The following is a 22,569-nucleotide window of genomic DNA, read 5'->3' as shown; positions in this document are numbered from 1 at the left end:
TCTTATTCTGACGGGGCTTCCTCCCTCACCAGCTCTACCTTTAGGGTCGTCTCCACGTGGAATCCATACACCCCTAGCTTTGCATTGGTCGCTCCCTTTCCATAGATACACAGGGTTTCCTCCCTCTCTGCCTCTACCTTCATCACCGGGATGGACAGGGCTTCCCCTTCCGCCGGTACCCGCAGGGCATAGGCTTCCAGGGCTTCCTCATTCGCAAAGGTTTCCCCCGCCTTTCTAAGGGCCAGGAACACACTTCCGGCCTTTACCTCCGACAGCCGGCCGGCCAGGCAAAACCCTGCAGGCCCGTCTGTGACCGCCGCACCGGTCACACTGATCTTCACCGGCAGGGCCGAACCATTGATGATCTTTGCCTCTGTCGGGCTGATCGCCTGGGTCTGCCCGGTCGTCACATCCACCGTCTTATTCGTATCCAGCACAAAGGGCACCTCTGCCGGCAGGGTCACGCTTATCAGCATCGGCTCGATCGTCCCGTTTAAGGTCGTTCCGCTCTCCGATGCCCTTACTCCTGCTGTACTCAGGAAGGCAATCAACAGGCCTGTCCCTATTAATATGGTCCTTATTCCTCTTTTCATCTTCGCCTTCCCTTCTTATTCCAGTACCCTTAGGGTAATTCCCACCGTCAGCTTCCCCGCGTTTGTCTCTTCTTCCTCAAACAGGTCGATCTGTACCGTAACCGGCCATTCCCCCGCTGTTAACTCCTTCTTTAACTTCACCTTCTCAAGCTGTTCTCCCGGCCTAATCAGGCCTGTATTGCCAAGCAGCTCTCCCTTTTCATCATAGAGGCTAACTCTCGACGTATATTCATTCCCCTCTGGATTTTCATAGGAGAGCGGACACTCCTTCTCCCCTTCTTTCATCGTCGGTATCTGATTCAGAATAATCCGGAAATCACCTTTTCCTCTCTCTTCTTCCCGGACGCTTCCTTCCACCGCATCCGGGTCTCTCCTTAAGTCCAGCCGTTCCTGCACCTTCCCCGGCAGACGTATCCACCCGGTTAAGACCCCTGCTCCCAGTAACAGCAGCAGGACACATAATAGTCCAGGGATCAGAAGGCTTCTTTTTTTACTGCTCAATCCTCTGCCTCCTTACCTCATCCCAGGTGTATTCTCCCCCGCAGCCGGTTCTACCGTCTGGATGGTTCCTGCCTCCACATCCGACTCCGGAATCTGGGTATTATATTTGATCTGATAACTGAAATGCCTCTTTGATCCTGTATAATATGGACTGTACTCCAGGAAATATTTAAACTTCTGGGCCCTTCCTGCTCCCAGGTTCATATGCGGCTGTTCCGCTCCTTCGGATGGGTTGTAATACAGGCAGGTCTCTTTCGATTCCTCGCCTTCCCCTTCCGTGTAGGACAGACCCAGCTTCACACCCTGGGTAATCAGGTCTTCGCCGGGGCGGATGGCTATCGTAGGAGCGATCAGGCTTAAGCTCACGCCGTCTTCTCCCGCGGTCTCACCCGGCAGCACAGCGGCCAGAGAGATATCCAGAGGATAGGCCATGTCATTTTTAATCTCCCATTCCTCGGTATAGGCTTTGCTCCGGATACCCGGTGAGAGGCTGATCTCCTTCGGGACCGGTACGGTGATGTCCAGCTGTTTGGACGTTACCGCCGGTATGGTTACGTTGATGGCCAGAACCTTCTCCAAATCTGCCCGGAACAGCACACGGTAGTATTGATCCTCTGCACAGTTGTATGCCGCCGCATTATAGAGCTTAATTCCGGTTATGCCGGATATGGTACCGTCAGAACTTAAGTCCGTTTCTCCAGCCCCTGTCAACATTGACAGATTCAGTTTGCTGTTTGCGTTTGCGGCTCCATAGAAACTGTAGTTTGTCTGAATGGATTCTGCTGTTGCCGGATGATAGATGTCTCCGGATTTAAACTGACCATCGGTCTTAAGCACCTTCCAGGAGCTATATTGGCCTGCGTCAACTCCATCCAGAAGCGTGGTACTCCACTCAGGGCTTACCGCATCTGTATGCGGCAGAATGACATTTTTTTCAATCCCCACAAAATCACCGTCACGCACATTGATGCCTATCTCTCGCTTTATTCCGTCTATCCGTGCAATCAGCACTGTTTTTCCGCCCCGAAGCTGGAATATGCTATTTCCGGTCGGGCTGATTGCGACAATCTCATCATCTCCGCTTTCCCATGTTATCGTTTTGCCGCCGGCAGCAACCGGAACAGTAAAGTTATCTGTGATACCGGTAATTGTGTCATAAGCGCTGTAATCGCTCTCATGATAAAGATTCAGCGGGATACAGCTCAAAATGCTGGTAGACGTTCCGGCTACATTCGCAAGCTGAGGATAAAGATTTTCATCATATACCCAAGCATCCCCAAGGTAAGTTTTTAATGCATCTCCAGTCATTTGACCGGTATAAAGCCGCTGAATGGAATCGACATCCTTTCTTCCAACTCCTCCATAGGCTCCCGTTGCCTGTGCATCGTAAAAACAATTCGTGCAGACCGATGGGGAAGACGTGCTGCCAATAAAACCGCCGCTATAGTAAGGCACCTCAAGAAATACTGTCGAATAACAGTTCCGAATGGTTGTCTTCGCATCTGTGATGCTGGCAGCAAATCCTCCATTTGGACTTGCCTTTCCTTTAACTCTGCCCGCGGTAAAACAATTTTCAATTGTCACATTACCGGACACTTCTCCTGCCAGGCCGCCATTACCGGAATGTCCTTCTATATCAACAACCGCAGAGCAGTTTCTGATTTCATGTCCGCCTTCTTCCGGGCCTGTGACCATTGCTACCAGACCTCCTATATAAACATCCTCTGAAGAGTACAATCTTCCGGACACATGGCATCCATCTATTATTGTTTTTCTATCACCTGATATACTGGCGGCAAGTATTCCTAGATCTAAATCCACTCCTGTAATATCAGCATCCCGGATCGAAAGATTCGATATTTCACCGCCAGATATGGTATAAAACAGAGGTCTTGTTATTCCTGTAATCGTCTGGCGATTTCCGTCCAGTATACCGGAAAATATATTCCCATAGTTCATTGAATCCGGTATATATTTATCCGAAAAATCGCAGGTCTGATTTTCAAATTCCAGTTTATACCGCTGCTTTAACGTATCAGTTGTAGCATACTTACCCAGATACCGTTCCCAATCTTCCAGATTTCGAATTGATATGGTCTCTAATTCACCAGACAGCCCAAAAGCAAATACCTTTTTATATGTACCTTCACTATAGGTAAGAGTAACCGCGCCGCCCTTCAATGGTGATGCAGTCCCACCGGATAATGACAATAACTGTGAGGGTTCAGCCTTCCATGTACCGGACAGGGCGGAATCATACTGGAACGGCCTGGAAATCCCGGAAGCCTTCTCGTATACCGGCTGATCCGGGGTGCTTTCATCTGCTTCCAGCAATATACTTTCCGCCGATACCCTGGAAGATAACCGGGAAGCTTCACTTTTATCCTCCCCGGCAAAAGCCTCTAATTGAGGATAGCATCCCTCCGTGAAACTCCACACCTCGCTCGCCGGCCGGCCATCATAGTCAAATCGGGTATCCAGACTATTTCCCAGCATACCCCTGGTTCCTATGCCATCTGGTGTGTCTGTATCCAAACCTGCCATCTGAAGATCATAATAACAGTTGGTAATATATGGTGAACTTGCTATACTTCCAACCACCCCTCGAACACTGGTGATTCCTTCTTTTGCCTGTATACGGGCTGAACTGTAACAATTTTTAATTGGATAATTTGCATTTACGCTGGCGCTGCCTGCCAGCCCTCCAATATTTCTTGTGAATCCGCCCATTGTATTAACACAGCCCGTCGTATAACAGCTGCTTATCTTGGTTGCGCTTGAAGTTCCTATAAGTCCTCCAGTGTCCACCTCTCCCCAAACAGATCCATTTACATAACAATTTTCTATTTCCGAACCATATCCCGCTCCTATAAGACCTCCTATGCCGGTGTATGTACCGTATACAGATCCATTCACATAACAGTTATTAACGTAACAATACCTTGCCTCTCCGATCAGACCTCCGCAGTATTGATACCCCTCCAGCACAATATCTGCAGAACAGTTCTGAATCACAGTTCTAGACGTCTGTGTACTGTTTATGCTTCCAATCATACCGCCGGTACTGCCGATTTCTGTTCTCAGACTTATTATTTTTCCGGTCACATGACAATTGTCTATCTCAGTCTTGGTTCCACTGATTACTCTTTTTGCCAGTATTCCTGTATCCCGGTCATCTTTACCCGATTGAATGCCTTCCGGATTTGTCTCCAGATTCAGGTTTTCTATATGGGCATTTGCCAGAAAACCGAATAAGGGTGCTGACAGACCAGTTATCGTCTGATTATTTCCATATAGAATCCCTTGAAAAGGAGTGGCCTGATTATCAAACGCACTTTGTTCCAGTCCGGTAAAATCACAGGCACCGCCTTCAAATTGAAGTTCATAGGCCACCAACTCCGCACCTCGTTCCGGATTCTCGATAAAATAACGTTTCCAGTCGTCCAGGCTTTTTATCACCCGCTTACCTGCGCTGATGTTCAGCCAAAACTCCTTTGTCAGTCCATTATTTGCTTTATAGATTAGAATAACCTGCCCGGTTGCAAGCGGAACCGCTGTACCTTCCAATGTAAGGTCCAGTCCCTCTGATGGCGATACCGACCAGCTGCCTGGTGCGGTGCCAAGTTCAAAGGCGGAACTGACATTTCCGGTGGTTTCCGTATCCTGAGCCAGTATAATAGGAACAACAGAAAGCTCGGAGGATACAGTAGCTGTCTCTCTGTACTTTGCCGAACCATCCGAAGAAACAAAATGTTTCAGCTGTGGATATCGGTTTTCCTGGAATGACCAGTTTACTTCGCCAAATACTGACGTTAACCCGGAACCCAGCATATCCCCGGTAACCATTCCATTAATGACTGTACTGTCCTGATTTACACCTCCTACTCCATTCTCCAGACCTGACATCTGTCTGTCAAAGTAACAGGATACAAAATAACTTTCCGGGGTAACACCGTCAGCTCTTCCGGCAAATGCACCTTTCATACAGTCTCCCGTATCTTTAAGGATTGTTACGGTAGAATAACAGTTTTCCATTTGTACAGCTGTCGTCGTCACATCTATTCTTCCCGCGAATCCTCCCACAGTATCTGTACCAGATATATAGCCTGTGGTATAGCAATTCCGGATAGAAGCAGTAGTACTTGCTATGCTGCCTGCCAGGCCGCCGATATCCTTACCGTTATTAATCTGAATCTTCACATTTGCATAACAGTTATCCACACGTTCTCTGGAGTCCATGTGTCCAATCAAGCCGCCGATGCTATTTGTAGAACTATTATAGTTTGCTCTGATCCGGGCATTGGCAAAACACTCTGACACTCCGGCAGAACCATTCTGATATCCAATCAGACCACCCAAAGGCCCATCACCGCTGCCGATAATCGTTGTATCTGCATAACAGCGCCTATATACCTCATCATCGCGGCTATACCCAACCAGACCACCTACATATAGATTGCCCTCAACCTTGCCTGAAGCAGAGCAGTCTGATATCTTACTGTTTAGACTCTCACCGATCAGACCGCCGCATTCCTGAAGTGCGTTTGTTACCGATCCGGTAGCATGGCAGTCAACGACTTCAGCATAATAACTGTATCCAATCAGGCCTCCGACAAGTTTTGTTTTGCCCGATATGTTCACAGATGAAGTACAGCCTGTTAGATAGCAGGTTCCGGCTCTTCCATCCAGATATCCGATCAAACCGCCGGTATGACAACCGTTAAACATACTTGCTTCTCCCAGCAGTGTAATCTTTCCTGACGCATGGCAGTCAGTGATACGAGAGCCTGTTGATGCGTAGGACGCAAGAAGTCCTCTTTGATCTGAATTCATACTTGAGACGAATTCATAAGTAATTTCTCCCTGCACCGTAATATCCTTTAATTCAGCACTCTGTACATTTTGAAATAGAGGAACCTGCAGGCCGTAGATCGTTTCACCATTGCCATCCAGCATTCCCGAAAATGGTATTTTTGTTCCTGCACTCTCTTTCATCCTGGAAAAGTCAAAGTTTCCACCCTTTTTCAAGCTGTAGTGGGCGCTGCTGCTTGCCTCCGTGGCTCCGGAACCCAGATATTGATCCCATTCATCAAAATTCGAAATTTCCCGGCATTGCCCATAGATAGTGAAGATAAACTCTTTCTGCGTTTGATTCCATGAATAAGTAAGTATAACTTCACCGCCAAGTACCGGAACAGCTCTTCCTGGTGTACTCAGATCCAAATTATCTGTATACTTCGTTGTCCACTTGCCGGAAACTTCACTCAGATAAAACATACTTCTAACTTCATCTGCTGTCTCGGCCGGATCAAATTGCAGAGCTGCAGAAGAAACTTCTGATACGGCTTTTACACGTGCGCTTTCACGATATGTATCATCACTCGCAGACACAAAGGTCGTTAACTGTGGATACTGTCCGGCTTTTAAAGACCAGTCCGCTCCTGCAAACGCCTGATTTTGAATCACTCCCAGCGTCGTTATTCCCTTTACTTCCGGATCAAACCTGCCGCTCCCGATTCCATTCTGTATTCCAACGATCTGTTTATCGAAAAAGCATTCCTTCACCATTCCTTCCGCTTCCGTTGTATTGACAACATCCCCGAATACAGCTCCTGTTGTTTTTCCTCTAATAATTTTAATTTGTGCGGAGACATAACAAGTGTTTATTTGACTATCCTGTACAATACCGATCAAGCCGCCGGAGGTGATGCCCAGGTGTAATTGTCCGGATGAATAGCAATTTACGATCTGACTGCTGCTCTCTGCATGTCCGATCAGGCCGCCGGACGAGTTCCCAAGGGAATGGTCACCCAGGCTGAAACAGCCTTCTACAAGGCAATTCTGAACCTGACCTGCCAAACCGCCGGCATCCGATTTTGCACTGACCGTTCCATACGCATAACAGTTATAGAAGGAAGAATCGCTGCCCGATCCAATCAGACCGCCGATCATTTCTTCTCCGCTGACTGTAACGCCATCAGCCCGGCAAGATATAAAATCGGTACCTCTGGCAAAACCAACTAGTCCGCCTGTGTTCTCGTAATTAGTAACATTAACTTCTGAAATACAATTTTCAATAATATGTCTTTCACCGGTACCCGCGATAATGTTGCCTATGAGCCCGCCTGCAGAATAATCCCTGCTTGTTCCTGCATCCAGATTTCCCCGCACCAGACAGTTCTTGATTGTGGTCGGATTCCCTCCATTTATCTGAGCTGCTACAATGCCTTTTCCCTTTACACTCGAACCAGGTGTGTAGGTCCCAATATCACCCTCTAATGTCAGATCGTAGATCTGTGCATTAGATAATGAATTAAATAATGCCTGGCTAAGACCTGTGATTATCTGATTGTTTCCATACAGAATACCGCAGAAGGCTTCATTGCTGAAATTAACAGTTGAAAAATCAGCGATACCCCCTGTCTCATTAAAATCTAGTACGATCGTTTTCCGGAAGTTTATCGAAGTATTTAACGAATTATTACCGCAATAATCATTCCACTCTTCCGCATTGTGAATCACCAGTATCTCACTGGAATTTTTATAACATATAGAGAAGGATTTCTTCATACCGTTCTCAGTGACAATTACTTTTATTTCCGCAATATTATCTTTATAATCTGAAGACACCGTTCCTGAACCATTCTCCAGCAAAAGCATCTCCGGCCGGTCGCTTACCCATGTCCCTAATTCGGCAGGATACGTAAGCTTTCCTTTCCAGTCCGCAGAAATGTCTTCTCCATTCAAAATGACAGCTAGGGCAAACACGGCTGAAGTATCGGATGCCGCAGCCGAACTATTTCTGATGACAGATAACTGGGGATACATGGATGCTTCACAGTACCATGCGTCATTTGCAAACAAACTACCGGAAGTCATCTCTGCTGTGTTTTTTCCCTCAGTATACTTATTTGAGTAGTTTCCGATTCCTCTCTCCATACCAGTCATCTGCCTGTCATAATAACATTCCTGCAAGTATGACAACTGCAGTACCGACTCTGCTGCTCCGATCAATCCGCCGGAATTTCCTGCAGAGGATAAATTTCTTCCGGAAGCAAAGCACCGCACCACCGGGTGGGCAGAGCTCCCCTTTTCCAACATTCCGATTAATCCGCCCGTATATTCAGCTCCATCGACGATACCTACCGCATAAGAATCTCTGAGAGCTGTATCGGATACGCAGCCGGCCGCACCGCCGGCATAGTTTCCGGTGGCAGCTACCTCACTGCCAGAAAAGCATTTATTGACTATACTCTGCTTCAGATATCCCCCCAGTCCCCCTGCATAATTAGTTCCACTAATTTTCTCAGCAGCAGAATAACAGGCTGAAAGTTCTACATTCCCGCCATAGCCTATTAAACCGCCTACGTAATCGGTGCCGGTTAAGACTCCTGAAACGGAACAGTTTTGAATATTGACATAATCACCTCTGCCAATTAATCCGCCGGCATAGGATGCCCCCTTTACCGTTACATCCACAGACGAATTAATAACAAAATGGTGGGCAGCTTCCGTTCCCTGGGCATAGCCGATCAGACCGCCGCAATAATAAATGTTATCGCTTGACGGGGTTGACACCTCTACCGAACCTCTCACATGACAATTTTCAATAATTGTACTCTCGCCGCTTAAAACTGAACTAACCAGTAAACCAGTATCCGAGTTTCCACGTACGGTTTTACCCTCTCCTTCTATCGATAAGTTTTTAATTACTGCTCCTCTGACTGCCGTAAACACAGGATTAAATCTGCTTATTAATGTCTGATGGTTTCCTTCTATTTCACCTGTGAAAGGTAAGGCTGTACTTCCGATACTCAGACTCATTATATCCAGTTCACCCTCCGGGAAGTCTAATATGTACTTTCCTCCCATTGTTTCTTCTGATGCATTTCCTGATTCAGTTGAAAAATAATGCTCAAACTCTCCAAGAGTCGTTATTCGAATATATCCATCCTCTGGCAGCCGGGTTATCAATTGGAACTGTTTATAATAACTGCTATCTCCAATACGTACTCGTAAAATATTCTTATCGGATTTCTCAAAGGTAAACCTGTTTTCATTATCGATCCGGGCTGTTCCCTCGTAAACACTCCAGTTCAAGTTTCTCCCCGCGATTTCCTCAGGTAAAAGAAAGGATGTCTGTACCTTTCCCGTAGTTTCATATACCGTCCCATCCTCTGCCGTATCCAGATAAATAGGCAGCGCACTTGTCAGCATATCCAGATCAGCGGCCGGAAATGCGGTCAGCACCGGATACATGCCGTTCTGAATTGTCCATCTATTTTCTACATTGAAATTGCCAAAAGATTTGCCCGTCATCGCCGTAGTAAGCATCCCTGCTGCAATCTCTACTTCCCCAGTTCTGTTCGAAATATCTTTTGGTACCCCTGCCATTTGTTTATCGTAATAACAATCTTTTATTTGGTCCTTTGTTTGCAAAGCCGTGTCAGCAGTACCAATAAATGCTCCGCTTTTTCCATTATCTGCGACAATAGCCGAAGAGTAGCAGCGTTCCAGGGCCACTGATGCGGTATTGCCGGCTAAACTTCCTACTAAACCACCGACATAATTCCTTCCTGCCACATAGCCCGTTGCATAGCTATCTGAAATCGAAGCAAGCGCCTCTCCAATCAGGCCGCCCGTATTATTATATCCACCGGTAACTTTGCAATTTGCATAACATTGAGTAATACTTCTGCGTGAATATCCAATCAGACCGCCAATCCCAGAACCGCCATATCCGTCACCACAGGTTACACTTCCTGAAGCACTGCACCCATAGATTGTTGACTGTGGGGTGTTTACGTCAGATCCCTCTCCGGCACGTCCAATCAGTCCACCGATCTGATCACCATAACCAGTTACCTCTACATACGTTCTACAGTTGCTAATCTCAGCATTGTCTTCTACTGTTCCGATCAGTCCGCCTGTACTTAAAATATAGCTGCTTTTTTCAGGTAATTTAGCACCAGACACTTTTCCCTTTACCGTACAATCCGTAATCTGGTTATTCCTTGATCCGTTTAAATCAGATGCATGTACATAGCCGATCAGTCCTCCCGTATAATAAGTACCAGGCTTACAAAAGCTATTTATAACAGAACCGACAGCGTGACAGTTTACAATACTGTACTTTTCATTACCAATTAACTCCCTGCAAAGCATACCAAGGTGTTGATTCTCTTTTGTTTCTATAATGTTGCCGGACAGAGATAGATCCTTAATATCGCTATCTATACATTTTTCAAATAAAGGAAGGGAAAGATTCTCTATTTTCTGGTTATTTCCATCCAAAGAGCCGGTAAAGGGCAGTGAAGTGTCCCTGTCCGGATTCAATCCGGCAAAGTCACAGGCGCCACCCGGGAAGTTCAGTTTATAGTGCCCGCCCATAGTAGCAGAATCGGCCTTTGCTCCAAGGTAAGTTTCCCAGTCCTCCAGATTCTCAATTAATCTCACTTCGTCTCCCAGAACCTGCAGACGGAACAGCTTTTTAAGACCCGTACTGTGTGTACAAATCACATCCAATGAACCGCTATATTGGGGGTTGCAAATATTACTCTGAATTTGTACCATATCCCGCGGTCGGAAACTCCAGTCTCCAAAATCCAAATTCACTTCAAACTGAGTCAGCTGGCCAGATTTTTCTCCTTCTTTAAAGGTAATCGCAGCCGTGGACACCTCTGATGCTGCCTTTACCAACGCTGTATCCAGAAAACTTCCTTCGGCAGGCGCGGCAAATGCACTCAACTGTGGATATCTTCCCTCTGCAAACACCCAGATTCCACTTGTCCCCCCATCGGTTTCAAGAGCTGTCTGCAGTCCTGTACCCAACATATCGGCTGTATTTTTCTCCACTCCTCCTTCCAGATTTTTATAATTTATCTGTCCGTCAAAATAACAATTAACAACTGTGTCATTTGTTTTCCTGGTAATTGCCTGTATTCCGCCTACTCCATTTCCATTTATAACAGTTACGGCAGCATAACAGTTGGTATATGTATTCTTCAAACTTCCTGTTCCGGTATAGCCGGCTGCAAATCCTCCCGCATAACCAGACAGGCTCTCTACGGTACCCACAGAGTAGCTGTTACTTATCGTGCAGGAGCCTGCATATCCGATAAACCCGCCTGCTTCCTTGCTTTCGCCCAATACCTTACAATTTGCATAACATTGGTCAGCAGTTACACTGTTTCCTGATCCAATAAGGCCGCCGCCGGTAACAGATGAAAATACTTTTCCCAAAGAAAAGCAACGGCTGACGGCGGTTCCACTCATAACTCCTGCCAGGCCCCCGCTGTACTGATTATTATGACCTGTACTCTGAATGGTAACATTACTGCCGCAGCCCGTTACACGTCCTACAGATGAAAGATACCCGGCCATGCCTCCGACCTTCCCTACTCCATCTGCGGTTATTGTACCTTCTGCATAGCAGCCTTCTACCAGACTTAAATAACTGCCTTGTCCGATCAGAATACCGGCACAAGCGCCCCCTTTTAAACGTATTACCATATTCGCAGAACATCCTGAGATAACATGTGCGCGCCCAGCCGAAGTATCCGATATATAGCCAATCAGGCCGCCGATATCACCCGTCTCTTCTGTAAATGTTCCTTCTATGCTTCCACTGACATGGCAGTTCTGTATATCAGACTTTGCCCCTGACAGCACATAATCTGCCAAAAGCCCTTTTGTCGCGCTCTGATTAATCTGCAGTGCTCCGGTTAATGTAAGATCTGATATCTGCGCGCCCTTTAAATACCGAAACAGGGAATTACTTAAGTTTGTAATAGTCTGATTATTACCGTCTATTTTACCGGAAAAAGGAAGCTGTTGACTCGTCCCGGAACTTAGTGTATACCCAGTAAAGTCGATACTGTTTCCCGGAAATTCCAGAATATATGTATTTCGCATGGACTCTGCCGTAGCCCCGCTTCCCAGACAGGAGTCCCATTCTTCCAGGTTTGTTATTTTCAAAATTTCGCCGGTCACAACTGAAATACCAAAACATTTCTTTAATCCGTTGGAATCCGTATAAACAAGGAAGGTATCTCCATTCTTTTTTGGTATCGCCTGCATATTATCCTGAATGGTTAAAACGAACTCTCTTTGAGAACTCCATACTCCCGGCAGGTTCGGCAAAGAGATAACTCCACTGACCGACGCAGCACTTACATCTGATGAAGAAAGTCTGATTGGAATAGCAGATACCAGGGAAGCAGCCTTCCATTCTTCATTTTCACTGCTTGAAAAAACAGAAAGCTGTGGATAGCTTCCTTCTGTAATCGTCCATCCCTTCTCTTCTGTAAAACCTGCTGCTGATGCATTCACTGCATCTATCATCCAATCCGTTGTGCATGGCTTAATAATTGCAGTCTTAGAATTGCCCGCTCCCAGATTCGTACCTGCCATCTGTTTATCAAAATAACACAAGTTCGCAATATTGGTACTTGGGGTAGTTACCAGATCACCCACAACTCCGCCTATATTCGATCCTGCCGATCGAATGTTACAAGTGGAGTAGCAGGTATCAAGCGCGAGCTTTGAACTGCCCATACCATTCCTTCCAAGAATGCCGCCAACATTTTTACTACCATTTATAATACCTGTTGCATAACAATTTGAAATTGTTCCGGAATTTGTTCCGGAGATACCACCTACATTTTCAACACCGGTAATTATTCCATTGAAATAACTCCCGTCAGCGCTGCTGCCGTTGACGGCATTGCCGTAACCGATAAGTCCTCCGACATAATTCTTTCCTGTTACTTCACTGATAGAATAAGACTGAGTTACGGTCCCTTTCCCGGCGAGTCCTCCGACGTAATCGTTTCCTGTTACTTCACAGCTAGAGTAAGACTGTGTTACGGTCCCTTGTCCGACCAGGCCTCCAACATAATTCTTTCCTGTTACTTCACAGGTGTCCTTTTCTTTTGTATATGAATTACTTACAGAACCGTCACCAGCTAATCCTCCAACATAATTTTGACCGGTTACCGTCCCTGAAAACCAGGAATTTTCGATCTTTGAACCTTTGCCAGCTAATCCTCCAATCCAGTCACCAAGGCCCTGAATTTCCCCGGTTGCACGGCAGTTGATTAACTGAAACGTACCCGCTCCAACTAAGCCGCCCAGGCTATTAAACCCTTTGATCGTGACGTCTCCGGAACAATCTTCCAATATCAGCGTACTAGTACCGTTGTTACTGCTATATCCTATAAACCCGCCAATTCCGGTGTAGCGGGAATTAAGCTGCTTCCCCTCAATTTTCCCCTTCACTCTGCATCCGATGATATTGGGAGACCCTACCCGCACTACCGAGCCACCTTGTCTTCTGGCCAGAATGCCCGCGGATTCATCTGCATTATCTACGATAATCCCTTCCTCGGCTGTCTCCAGATACAGATTTTCAATATAGGGAGCGCCGATATAGTCAAACAACGGTTTATTTAACCCATAGATTGTCTGCCCATTTCCCAGTATGATTCCATTAAAAGAATAATCATAATTTCCAGCACTTTCTTTTAACTTAGAGAAGTCCGCTCTTCCCCCTGTTGCAGAGAAATCCAGTTCATAGATACCCCTGGCGCCTTGCGTCATATAAGAACTAAAATATTTTTCCCAATCTTCAAGACAGGTGATTTTAATGCCTCTTATTTTGGGAAACAGCCCGAAGCTTTTACTAATCCCTTCTTTGATTGTATAGACTGCTCCGACGCTTTCTCCATCTCCTCCGTAAATTTCTATAGTATGATCGGTAAACTTCAGATAATCTCCTCTGCCTTCTTCTCCTGTCGTTGTCCAGTTCTCAGGTGTCCCGTCCTGAAAACCAATCTGCTTGCTTACTTCAAATGCCGTCTCTGATGCATCAAGCGATAAGGCAATGGCTGATGCCTGGGAATAAGCGGCAGTCATCTCCGGATTATATCCGCTGCTCCCAGTAAATACTTTAAGCTGCGGATAATACCCTTCAGTAAAATTCCAGGCGGACGCATCGGTAAACTTCATTTCTGAACCCAGCATCTGAGGAGTCAGACAACTGCTGATACCTCCCTCTGTCCCCAGAGCCTGGCAGGGCAGAAGTTGATAATCGGTATATATGTTTTCTACTTTTCCTGTACCAGTATCACCTTTTATAATCGCAAACTTATATATGTCCTCAGAGAACACTGCACCTTTTTTTCCTGCAGTGCAGGCAGAATAGCAATTACTCACCTTATTAATCGCAGCAGCATCAGAAATATATCCAATAAATATACCTTCCTTAGAAGTATTCATGATATTCCTGGTAAGCATACCGACTGCATAACAGTTATTCACAGTCAGTGATTCCCCATTCACAGTGCCCAGAAACCCTGCAGCACAAGAGCTGCCGGTTACGTTGCACATGGAATAGCTGCTGTCTATACTTCCACCCGATATATTTGTAATCAATCCGGCAGCATCCCCTGACCTACCTAACACATTGCCGGCTGAAAAGGATTGTCCTATTTCCGTATCATAGCAGGTTTCAATCAAGCCTCCCGCAGTATTTCCACTTACATCCCCTATGGCCGAACAATTTTCTATCTGAGCATACTGACAATAACCGATCAGACCGCCTGCCTGAGCTCCTGAACTAGTTTTCCCCAACAAAATGTCTGTCTCTGACTGACAATCTGTCATCAGGTTTCGGTATACAACATCACCCAATTTATTTCCAAGAGCATAGCCAATCAAGCCGCCTGCATAACTTGAAGCCAGTTGAATACTTCCTTCTGACAAACACTTTGTAAGCTGATTATCCGCGAAAGTTCCTTCATACTCTGTCAGTAGTTCCCCGATCAGGCCACCGGCTTTTGCCGTACCGCCAGTTAACTGATCTAACTTTATTACAGTCGAACTCTTGCTGTTGCTGACATTAACATCACTAGCCAAACCGATTAAACCGCCGCAGTCTAACGTGGTTACCGTCTGGTAGCTATAGGTAATACTTCCTCTCGCCGTACAATCCTTCATCTCAGAAGATATCATTTTTCCGATGATGCCGCCGCTGTACTGGTCTTTGGATAACTTTGATGTTATAGAAATATTTGAATCAGCAGTACAATTTTGAATTGTGATGTTCTCTCCAGAACCAATTAAACTGCCTACATTCCGTGAGGTTCCCATTACCGTCATTGCAGAAGAGCACCTCTGAATAAGATGTCTGGCTTCAGGAGTTCCGGCTACACTGCCAATCAGGCCGCCCACTACTTCTCCACTATAGGTTATATTTCCTTCTGCCCGGCAGTTAATTATGCTGCTGACTGAACCAGGAAGGATTTCTTCTACCAGAGCACCTCTGTAAGATGTACTTGAGCCCTTATTAACATTAACATTTTCTATTTTCAGGTCACGAATCGTCGCACTTTCCATAACTCCGATCAGCGGGTACGATGTGTTTGAAATAACGTGTCCATTTCCATTTATGGTTCCTGAAAAAGCAAGTCTTTGTTCTGAAAATGCCACAAAGCTAATATCTGAAAAATCTAAGTCCGCCATAATATTAATCTCGATAGGCCCACTTATAACGGAAGTCAGATTATAAAAATAATTCTTCCAATCGCTGCTTGTATAAATATTTATTGTTTTTCCAGCTTTTAGCGTAGAAGCATAGAGCTGAAATGTTTTCTCCACCCCATCAATATTTGCTGTAATTGTCCCGCTCTTTTCGATTCTTATTGTTTCCTCCGGCACAGGCTCTTCCAAAGCCCGGGTTGAATAAACTTGAGGCGTATCTTTTCCTAAACTATCGGTGTTCGTATTATGCTCCGGCTCTTCATTTAAATCTATAACAGCCTTTCCATCCTCTGTCAGTCTTACATCCCCGCTCACACTCCATTCAACCGCTTCTCCCTCGATCTCCTGGACTAACTCAATCTCTCCTTCTACTCCCTCTATTGTTCCGCTTCCCAGCTGCAGCGCGATCGCGCTCGCCTTCGATTTCTTCTGTATTTCTATCTTTTCGTTTAACGCAAAATAAGGCAGCTGCGGATACGCTCCCTCCGTATAGTGCCACTCTCCCGAAAGGCTGTCCTGGATTCCCGTCAGTTCTTCCGTTCCCTTCCTCTGCGCCTGCTTATCCTCCCCGCAGCTCATCCGGTAGTCATACGCACATTCCTTTGCACTTGCGCTCTCTCCGTATCTTCCTGCGAAGGCTCCTCTTTCTTCTCCTGCCCCTAACGTATTCGATACATAGCAGGCTCCGATTCCCCCTTCATTGATTCCCGCAAAACCGCCCAGTACAGCCGCTCCTTCCACACTTCCCGTCGCATAGCTGTTCTCGATCCGGCCTCCTTCTTTTAACACGCCAATAAAACCGCCGGCTACCGCCGCGGTCTCATTTCCCTTCTTCGTGATCTTCACGAACGCATAGCAGTTCTGGATCAGGCTCTCTCCCTCACTCACGCCGATCAGGCCGCCCGCATAGACCTCTTCTGCTGTCGTTCTTATGTATTCATCCCCTGTCGGCTCTTCCGGCTGGGTGGTATCTTCCTTCTGCTCCGGCGCCGGATCAACCGGTGCTTCCGGCTCCGTCGGTACATCCGGGTCGGTTGGTTCTGTTGCTGGCCCTTCTGTCGGCCCTTCCGGCTGATTTACCTCCGGCACATCCGGGGTTCCTGTCCCTTCTCCCTCCGCGGGTTCTCCCGGCTGGGGTACTGCTCCGGTATCTCCGGTATCCGGCGTTGTAGGTGTGGTATCCGGTACATTGCTCCCCTCCCCGGTTCCAGACGTATCTTCCTCCGGATTCACGATATCTGCTTCCGCTGCCATCGCCTTCACCGGCCCAAATAACTTCGCAACCGGGTCCACAACTGGTTCCGGCTCACCCACTGCCGGTTCCTCCGGTTTATCAGCTTCTCCAGTCCCTTCTGGCTTACTTAACTCCTCACCGTTGCTTCCCTGCTCCGGTTGATTCGGTTCTTCCTTATTCGTTATTCCTTCTTCCTTTTTATTCGTTCCTTCTCCGTTACTCCCGGTCTCCGGATTTGCCGAATCTGTTGCCTCTGGCTCTTGTGGCGTATTCGTTTCTTCCTTATTTATATCTTCCCCGTTACCTTCCTGCTCCGGTTGATTCGGTTCTTCCTTCTTCGTTATTCCTTCTTCCTTATTATTCGTTCCCTCTTCATTACTCCCTGTCTCTGATTTACCCGGTTCTTCATTATTTCCTTTTCCTTCTTCATTATTATCTGTTCCTTCTTCATTGCCCTTCCTTACCCTCACTTCTCTCTCGGCTCTATCCCCTATCTCGATCTCTCCTACTGCTCCTACATTCCGTATCTCCGCTCCCTCTATATGCGCCGCTAACAGTCCATACCCTTCTATGTATCCCTCTCCCGCTCCGTACAGCTCTCCTTCTCTTATCGTTCCTTCTACTACCAGGTTCTCTATCTTCGCCCCCTGCCCTACTTTCCCGAACAGCGGCCTGCTCAATCCTTTTATCTCATGGCCTGCTCCGTCTAACTCTCCCACGAACGGCTCCACGTTATCCCCTATCGTGATCTCTCTTCCTGTCACGTCCAGGTCTGCCGTCAGGACATACTTTCCCCCTGGTTCATACTCTTCACTCTCTATGCTTAAGTATCTCTCCAGCTCTCCGATACTTCCGATTTCTCTTCCATTCTCCCGCAGCGCCAGTACCCTTCCTACTCCGCTGATTAACAGCACCCCCGCTGCTACCATCACCGCCAGCCCCGCCAGCCAGCCCCATCTGCGCTCTGCTCTCTTCTGGTTTCTTCTCTCTCTCATGTCCCTCACCTTTTCTTTTTCTTGTCTTTTCCCGTCTCTATCTTCTCAGAGCTTTCCTCTGTCTTTTCCCTACTCCATCCGCTTCCTTACTCTTCTCCACACATAGACCACTTTCCCCTTGATCTGCTCTTCCTTTATCACTCCAAACTCCCTGCTCCGGCTGTCCAGAGAACTCTCCCTGTTATCCCCCAGCACAAACACCTCTCCTTCCCCTACTTCATACGGGTACTCGATGCTGCTCTCACTCTTCTCTTTTCCTACCGCATACTTCTCTTCCTGCGTGACCTCATTCCTTCTTACCTTCCCGCTTCCTTCTTCGATCTCTATCTTATCTCCGCTCTTTCCTGCCACTCTCTTCAGCAGCTTCCCATACCCCGTCTCGATCACCGCTACTTCTCCTACCTCGATCTCTCTCCCTCTCCGGTATACGATCACGTCTCCCTCCTGGTACGACGGGTACATCGAATCTCCCCATACCATCCGTATCCCGATTCCCAGCGTCAGCACGTAGAGCACCGCCAGCACAGCCGCTGCTCCTGCCAGCACAACCGCTCTCCTTCTCCTTCTTCTTCTCTTTCCGAGCTCTCTTCTTTCCTCTTCTACCAGCCTCTTCAGCCTTGCAAGCCTCTCTCTTCCCATCGGCCCTCTCTCTCTTGCTCCTCTATCTCACTCAGCAGCCTCTCGTATGCTTCCCCGCTTCGGTTCAGCTCCTCCCGGCTTCTTCTTACCAGTCTCTTCAGTTCCTCTCTCTCTTCCTCCGCCTGCCGTTTGATCCGCCCTGCCTCTTCTCTTCCTTCTCTCCGGATCTCCTCCGCCTCTCTTCTGGCCTCTTCAAATACCTCTCCTAACAGCCTTCCGCTCCGGCTCTCGAACTCTTCGATGCTCATTCCTCTTCCGGCAGATACAGGCATTTCCCTTCCTGTCCTTCGCTCCGCTTTCCTCTCCCGGTACCCGGACAGCTCTGCTTCCAGCTCTTTCTTTCTCTCCCTCAGCATCTCCGCTTCTTTTCTTAGCTCCCTCGTCTCCCCGTACAGGCTTTCATTCCTCTTCATCTGCTCCAGGAACATCTCATAGATCTTCTCCGCGCTTTCTTTTCCTTCCTTATATAATAGAAGCACTTCCTCTTTCTTCCTCAGTTCTCTCTCATGCTCCTTTTTCTCTTCCTCCATCTGTTCCAGAAGGTCGTACAGAAAGTCCATCACTTCTTCTTTCTGGTAGCCCATCAGTCCCGTCCGGAATGTGATCCTTGCCAGTTCCTTTTTCTCCATATCCGTTCCCCCTTCTTTCCCAGACAACAGCCTAAGACAACCATCTGCCTTCTCCTTGGCTGATGCCTGTCTTACATTCTATTTATTCCACATATTAATTCTTAACTTCATTCGGTTTTGTATATTGAAAATTCAGATCAGAATACTTCAGCTTACTTCCGTATTTAACTGTCAACTATTCTAATTATCTGTATATTTATCCTTGAAAGTTGTCGTAAAGTATCTTACTTTACGACATAAAATGACTTAAATCGCGGCGTATCTACATACTATTTTTAATAGTATAGCATTATAGCTGACATATGACAATAATAAGATGACCGAAAATGTGCAAATCACGTCTTTTTTTAATCACTTTTTCATTTCAAAACTTGATTATGTGCAGTTAGGCGCAGTTTTTGCGTCAGAATTACCGTCATTTTTTCAGTTATAGAAATATAAATCTATTGAAAAACATTTCTGAATTAGTTATATAATTTTACTGATAAACATTTGGTATCTTTTTCCACTTGCTTCTTGCTGGAATATGTTGGTAAATTATATTGATGCTGTTTTTTCTTCAGAAATGCAGATCATTATGGGATTAGAAAAGAAGGAGGATTTCAATGCCGCGCAGAGGTGAAAATATTTACAAACGAAAAGATGGGAGATGGGAAGGCCGGGTCCTCCAGGGATATGATTCTTTTACGAATAAAGCCAAATATCGTTCCGTCTATGCTCCTACATATAAAATGTTAAAGGAAAAACTGCGTGCTATGCAGATGGAAATGCCAGTATTCCCATCTGCCCTTCCTGCTTTCGTTCAAAGTCCGGTTCCTGGCTGTTCTATACAAACAGTACGCTATGGTGACTGGCTGTGGAAATGGTTTCAGGAGTATCGTCAGCCTGACATTTCCTGCAAAGAATCAACCTATGCCATTTATTCCGGCATAATACAAAACCATATTATTCCGGTTCTTGGGACCATACCCCTCACCCAGATAAATTCCAGTCTTCTGAATGACTTTTTCTACTCCAAACTCAAAAACGGACGGCTGGACGGTCATGGTGGGTTAAGTCTGAAAACAACTACAGATATCTACAGTATTATTAATTTATCTCTCTGTCAGGCACAGAGAAATGGACTAATACATGAAAATCCATGTAAAAATGTTATTATCCCCAAACGTAGAATGCCTGAAACGCACGCATTCACCAAGCAGGAACAAAGCTGTTTGGAATCTGTCCTGATTAATGAAGTGCATCCACTGTCATTAAGCATTTGGATCGGTTTATACACAGGTATGAGGCTGGGTGAAATTGCGGGGCTGCGCTGGATTGATATCAACCTTACAGACAACTGTATACATGTACGGCATACTCTTCAACGCATTATGAATGTTTATCAGGCAGAACCGCAGAATTACAAAACAAAGATTATACTGGGAATACCAAAAACAGAAACAAGCATCCGTACAATACCGATTCCTAATATGATTGGACATCTTCTGAATCAGCTTGTTCACGCTGCACCTGATCATTGTCTCCCTCCAGACCAATTTGTCATCTGCAAAAATGATGGATCATTTTATGAACCTAGAGCATACCAGAGATACTTTAAGAAAATTGCCCGCAAAGCGGAACTGGAGCACTTTAATTTCCACTGTCTCAGACATACCTTTGCCACCAGGGCAATTGAGCTTGGAATGGACCCAAAGACCCTCAGCGAGCTGTTGGGACACGCTCATGTAGAAACTACCCTGCGCCGTTATGTCCACTCTCAGAACGAGCATAAAAGAAATGAAATGAAGAAACTGGAGGGTGTTTTATCCAGTCCGGATCATTTTTATAACAGGGAACCATCTTAATTTTATTTACCGTCACATTTACCGTCAATTAATTAGACAAACAATAGATTATGTCTATAGCAGATAACTGCAGGAAGATTTAAGATAAAAGCATATCTTATTTGAAATGGGGCGCAGTACTATGACCTTGGATCGAAAAATAAAACAGGCAGCTTTTTATACCGGCCTGTCCCATTTATTGAGGGGAAAATCAAAATCCGCAGAGCGTACCGCACGAAATATTCTTGATTTCGGATTGACCATAAATCATGAATCGCCTTCTGAACAAGAAAAAATAAGACTCTGCAGAGAATTGCAGAATCTTATCAAGACTACTGATTTAAAATGCATTTATCAATGGTCTCTGGAACAGTTTCACTTATAGCAGCTCATTTTCTTCCAGATACCGCTCATAGGCAAACTTCTCACAATTGCGGGCCAGTTTCTTTAACTGACCTGCAATTTTTTCAGGCTCTTCTTTCATACCCCTTTTTACCCAATCCATAATCACTCCGCAGATACCATAGGCGAAAAACCCGGCATAGGATAACTTATCTTCTTCGGGTACTACATGATGGACATCCAGCTTCTCCATTGCTTCCTGAAAGAGAGTACGGCATATATTCCAGAGATAATCCTGAAAGCACTCCCCCTCATTCTTTATTGTATTGCTGTAAAATCCCTGCTCCACACGCATCTGTCTCAACAGTCCCAAAACTTTTTGATCCCAGTTATCCAGATTGATACCATCAATCACATTGCAAAATCCTTCATTATAATAAATCCAGTTCAGAAGCTCGAATTTATCTTGAAAGTGATAATAGAAAGTCTGCCGGTTCAGACCACATATATTTGTAATATCGGATACCGTAATCCTGGCAAAGTTCTTTTGTGCCGTCAGCTTTTTTAATCCCTCTGCTATAGCTTTCTTTGTGATAAGAGAATCTGACATAGACTACCTCCCGAATGTAAACTTTATTCTCATAGTATAACATGTTCCTCCGGGTTTGCAACCACATATGCGGAACGGAACAAAGTGGGCAAGCTCACTTCAACGCTCCCCTTCCCCTCACTCATGCGGGACTTGTACGCATTGCACGCCGAAGCATTCAAGTACGCCTCGGCGTACTTGCTGCGAGCCGCACGTCATGCTTTACATGACATAATACATCTGTGCGGCTCTGCAATCCGCCGGAGGCTTTATCCTGGAAGGAGATTAGGCTCCCACCAAGACGAGTTTGTTATTTATTCACTACCTATAGAGGTGGGAGTCTTATCTACTCCCATGATAAAAAAAGATCCGAAGATTATTCTTCGGATCTTAAAAGGCGACAGCCGGATTTGAACCGGCGATAAGGGTGTTGCAGACCCGCGCCTTACCACTTGGCTATGTCGCCGTATTAACTTTTGTAGTGACTCCGACGGGAATCGAACCCGTGTTACCGCCGTGAAAGGGCGATGTCTTAACCGCTTGACCACGGAGCCGTTTCTCTCTTCTTCTCTCAGGCCTCTCCCGCCTTACCTCCCCGAGTAGGGCTCGAACCTACAACCCTTCGGTTAACAGCCGAATGCTCTACCATTGAGCTATCGAGGATTATCTTTCCCTGAAAG

General features: G+C 46.2%; 7 protein-coding genes and 3 tRNA genes. 1 reads left to right on the top strand and 9 read right to left on the bottom strand.

The window, feature by feature from the left end; all coding sequences use genetic code 11:
* Positions 1-2: 2 nt before the first annotated feature.
* The 5 genes from ABCW47_RS15040 to ABCW47_RS15020 all read right to left on the bottom strand — a co-directional run bounded on the left by ABCW47_RS15040 (position 3) and on the right by ABCW47_RS15020 (position 19,132).
* Positions 3-593, bottom strand: coding sequence for a hypothetical protein (locus ABCW47_RS15040; protein WP_343210759.1), 591 nt, complete (start codon positions 591-593; stop codon positions 3-5).
* 15 nt (positions 594-608) lie between these two features.
* Positions 609-1,094 carry a hypothetical protein gene (locus ABCW47_RS15035; protein WP_343210758.1) on the bottom strand — a complete coding sequence of 162 codons (486 nt, stop codon included), beginning with the start codon at positions 1,092-1,094 and terminating at the stop codon, positions 609-611.
* A gap of 12 nt (positions 1,095-1,106) precedes the next feature.
* Positions 1,107-17,864 carry a GLUG motif-containing protein gene (locus ABCW47_RS15030; protein WP_343210757.1) on the bottom strand — a complete coding sequence of 5,586 codons (16,758 nt, stop codon included), beginning with the start codon at positions 17,862-17,864 and terminating at the stop codon, positions 1,107-1,109.
* A gap of 69 nt (positions 17,865-17,933) precedes the next feature.
* Positions 17,934-18,503: a signal peptidase I gene (lepB, locus tag ABCW47_RS15025; RefSeq protein ID WP_343210756.1), complete on the bottom strand. Its 570-nt coding sequence runs from the start codon at positions 18,501-18,503 to the stop codon at positions 17,934-17,936.
* Positions 18,476-19,132, bottom strand: a complete 657-nt coding sequence (locus ABCW47_RS15020; protein WP_343210755.1) for a hypothetical protein — start codon at positions 19,130-19,132, stop codon at positions 18,476-18,478. Before ABCW47_RS15020 ends, lepB begins: the two co-directional genes overlap by 28 nt.
* 605 nt (positions 19,133-19,737) lie before the next feature.
* On the opposite strand from ABCW47_RS15020, the gene ABCW47_RS15015 reads away from it, so the two are divergent.
* Entirely contained in the window at positions 19,738-20,979 is a 1,242-nt protein-coding gene (locus ABCW47_RS15015) for a tyrosine-type recombinase/integrase (RefSeq protein ID WP_343210754.1), read from the top strand.
* A gap of 358 nt (positions 20,980-21,337) precedes the next feature.
* Here ABCW47_RS15015 and ABCW47_RS15010 read toward each other — a convergent pair whose 3' ends face one another.
* The 4 genes from ABCW47_RS15010 to ABCW47_RS14995 form a co-directional block, all read right to left on the bottom strand.
* Entirely contained in the window at positions 21,338-21,910 is a 573-nt protein-coding gene (locus ABCW47_RS15010) for a TetR/AcrR family transcriptional regulator C-terminal domain-containing protein (protein ID WP_343210753.1), read from the bottom strand.
* Positions 21,911-22,284: 374 nt separating this feature from the next.
* Positions 22,285-22,355, bottom strand: a tRNA-Cys gene (locus tag ABCW47_RS15005).
* Between the two features lie 16 nt (positions 22,356-22,371).
* A tRNA-Glu gene (locus tag ABCW47_RS15000) sits at positions 22,372-22,443 on the bottom strand.
* Positions 22,444-22,480: 37 nt separating this feature from the next.
* A tRNA-Asn gene (locus tag ABCW47_RS14995) sits at positions 22,481-22,552 on the bottom strand.
* Between the last annotated feature and the right edge of the window lie 17 nt (positions 22,553-22,569).

The organism is Anaerolentibacter hominis, from assembly GCF_032380675.1.
GTDB lineage: Bacteria > Bacillota > Clostridia > Lachnospirales > Lachnospiraceae > Anaerolentibacter > Anaerolentibacter hominis.
Note: the sequence above shows the minus strand (reverse complement) of the source record. Positions and strands in the feature narration are given on the sequence as shown.

What these genes read in the sequence shown, in the direction of transcription:
- ABCW47_RS15015 (WP_343210754.1), top strand. Translation starts at nt 19,738, where the DNA reads ATGCCGCGCAGAGGTGAAAATATTTACAAACGAAAAGATGGGAGATGG.
- lepB (WP_343210756.1), bottom strand. Translation starts at nt 18,503, where the DNA reads ATGGGAAGAGAGAGGCTTGCAAGGCTGAAGAGGCTGGTAGAAGAGGAA.
- ABCW47_RS15040 (WP_343210759.1), bottom strand. Translation starts at nt 593, where the DNA reads ATGAAAAGAGGAATAAGGACCATATTAATAGGGACAGGCCTGTTGATT.
- ABCW47_RS15020 (WP_343210755.1), bottom strand. Translation starts at nt 19,132, where the DNA reads ATGGAGAAAAAGGAACTGGCAAGGATCACATTCCGGACGGGACTGATG.
- ABCW47_RS15030 (WP_343210757.1), bottom strand. Translation starts at nt 17,864, where the DNA reads ATGAGAGAGAGAAGAAACCAGAAGAGAGCAGAGCGCAGATGGGGCTGG.
- ABCW47_RS15010 (WP_343210753.1), bottom strand. Translation starts at nt 21,910, where the DNA reads ATGTCAGATTCTCTTATCACAAAGAAAGCTATAGCAGAGGGATTAAAA.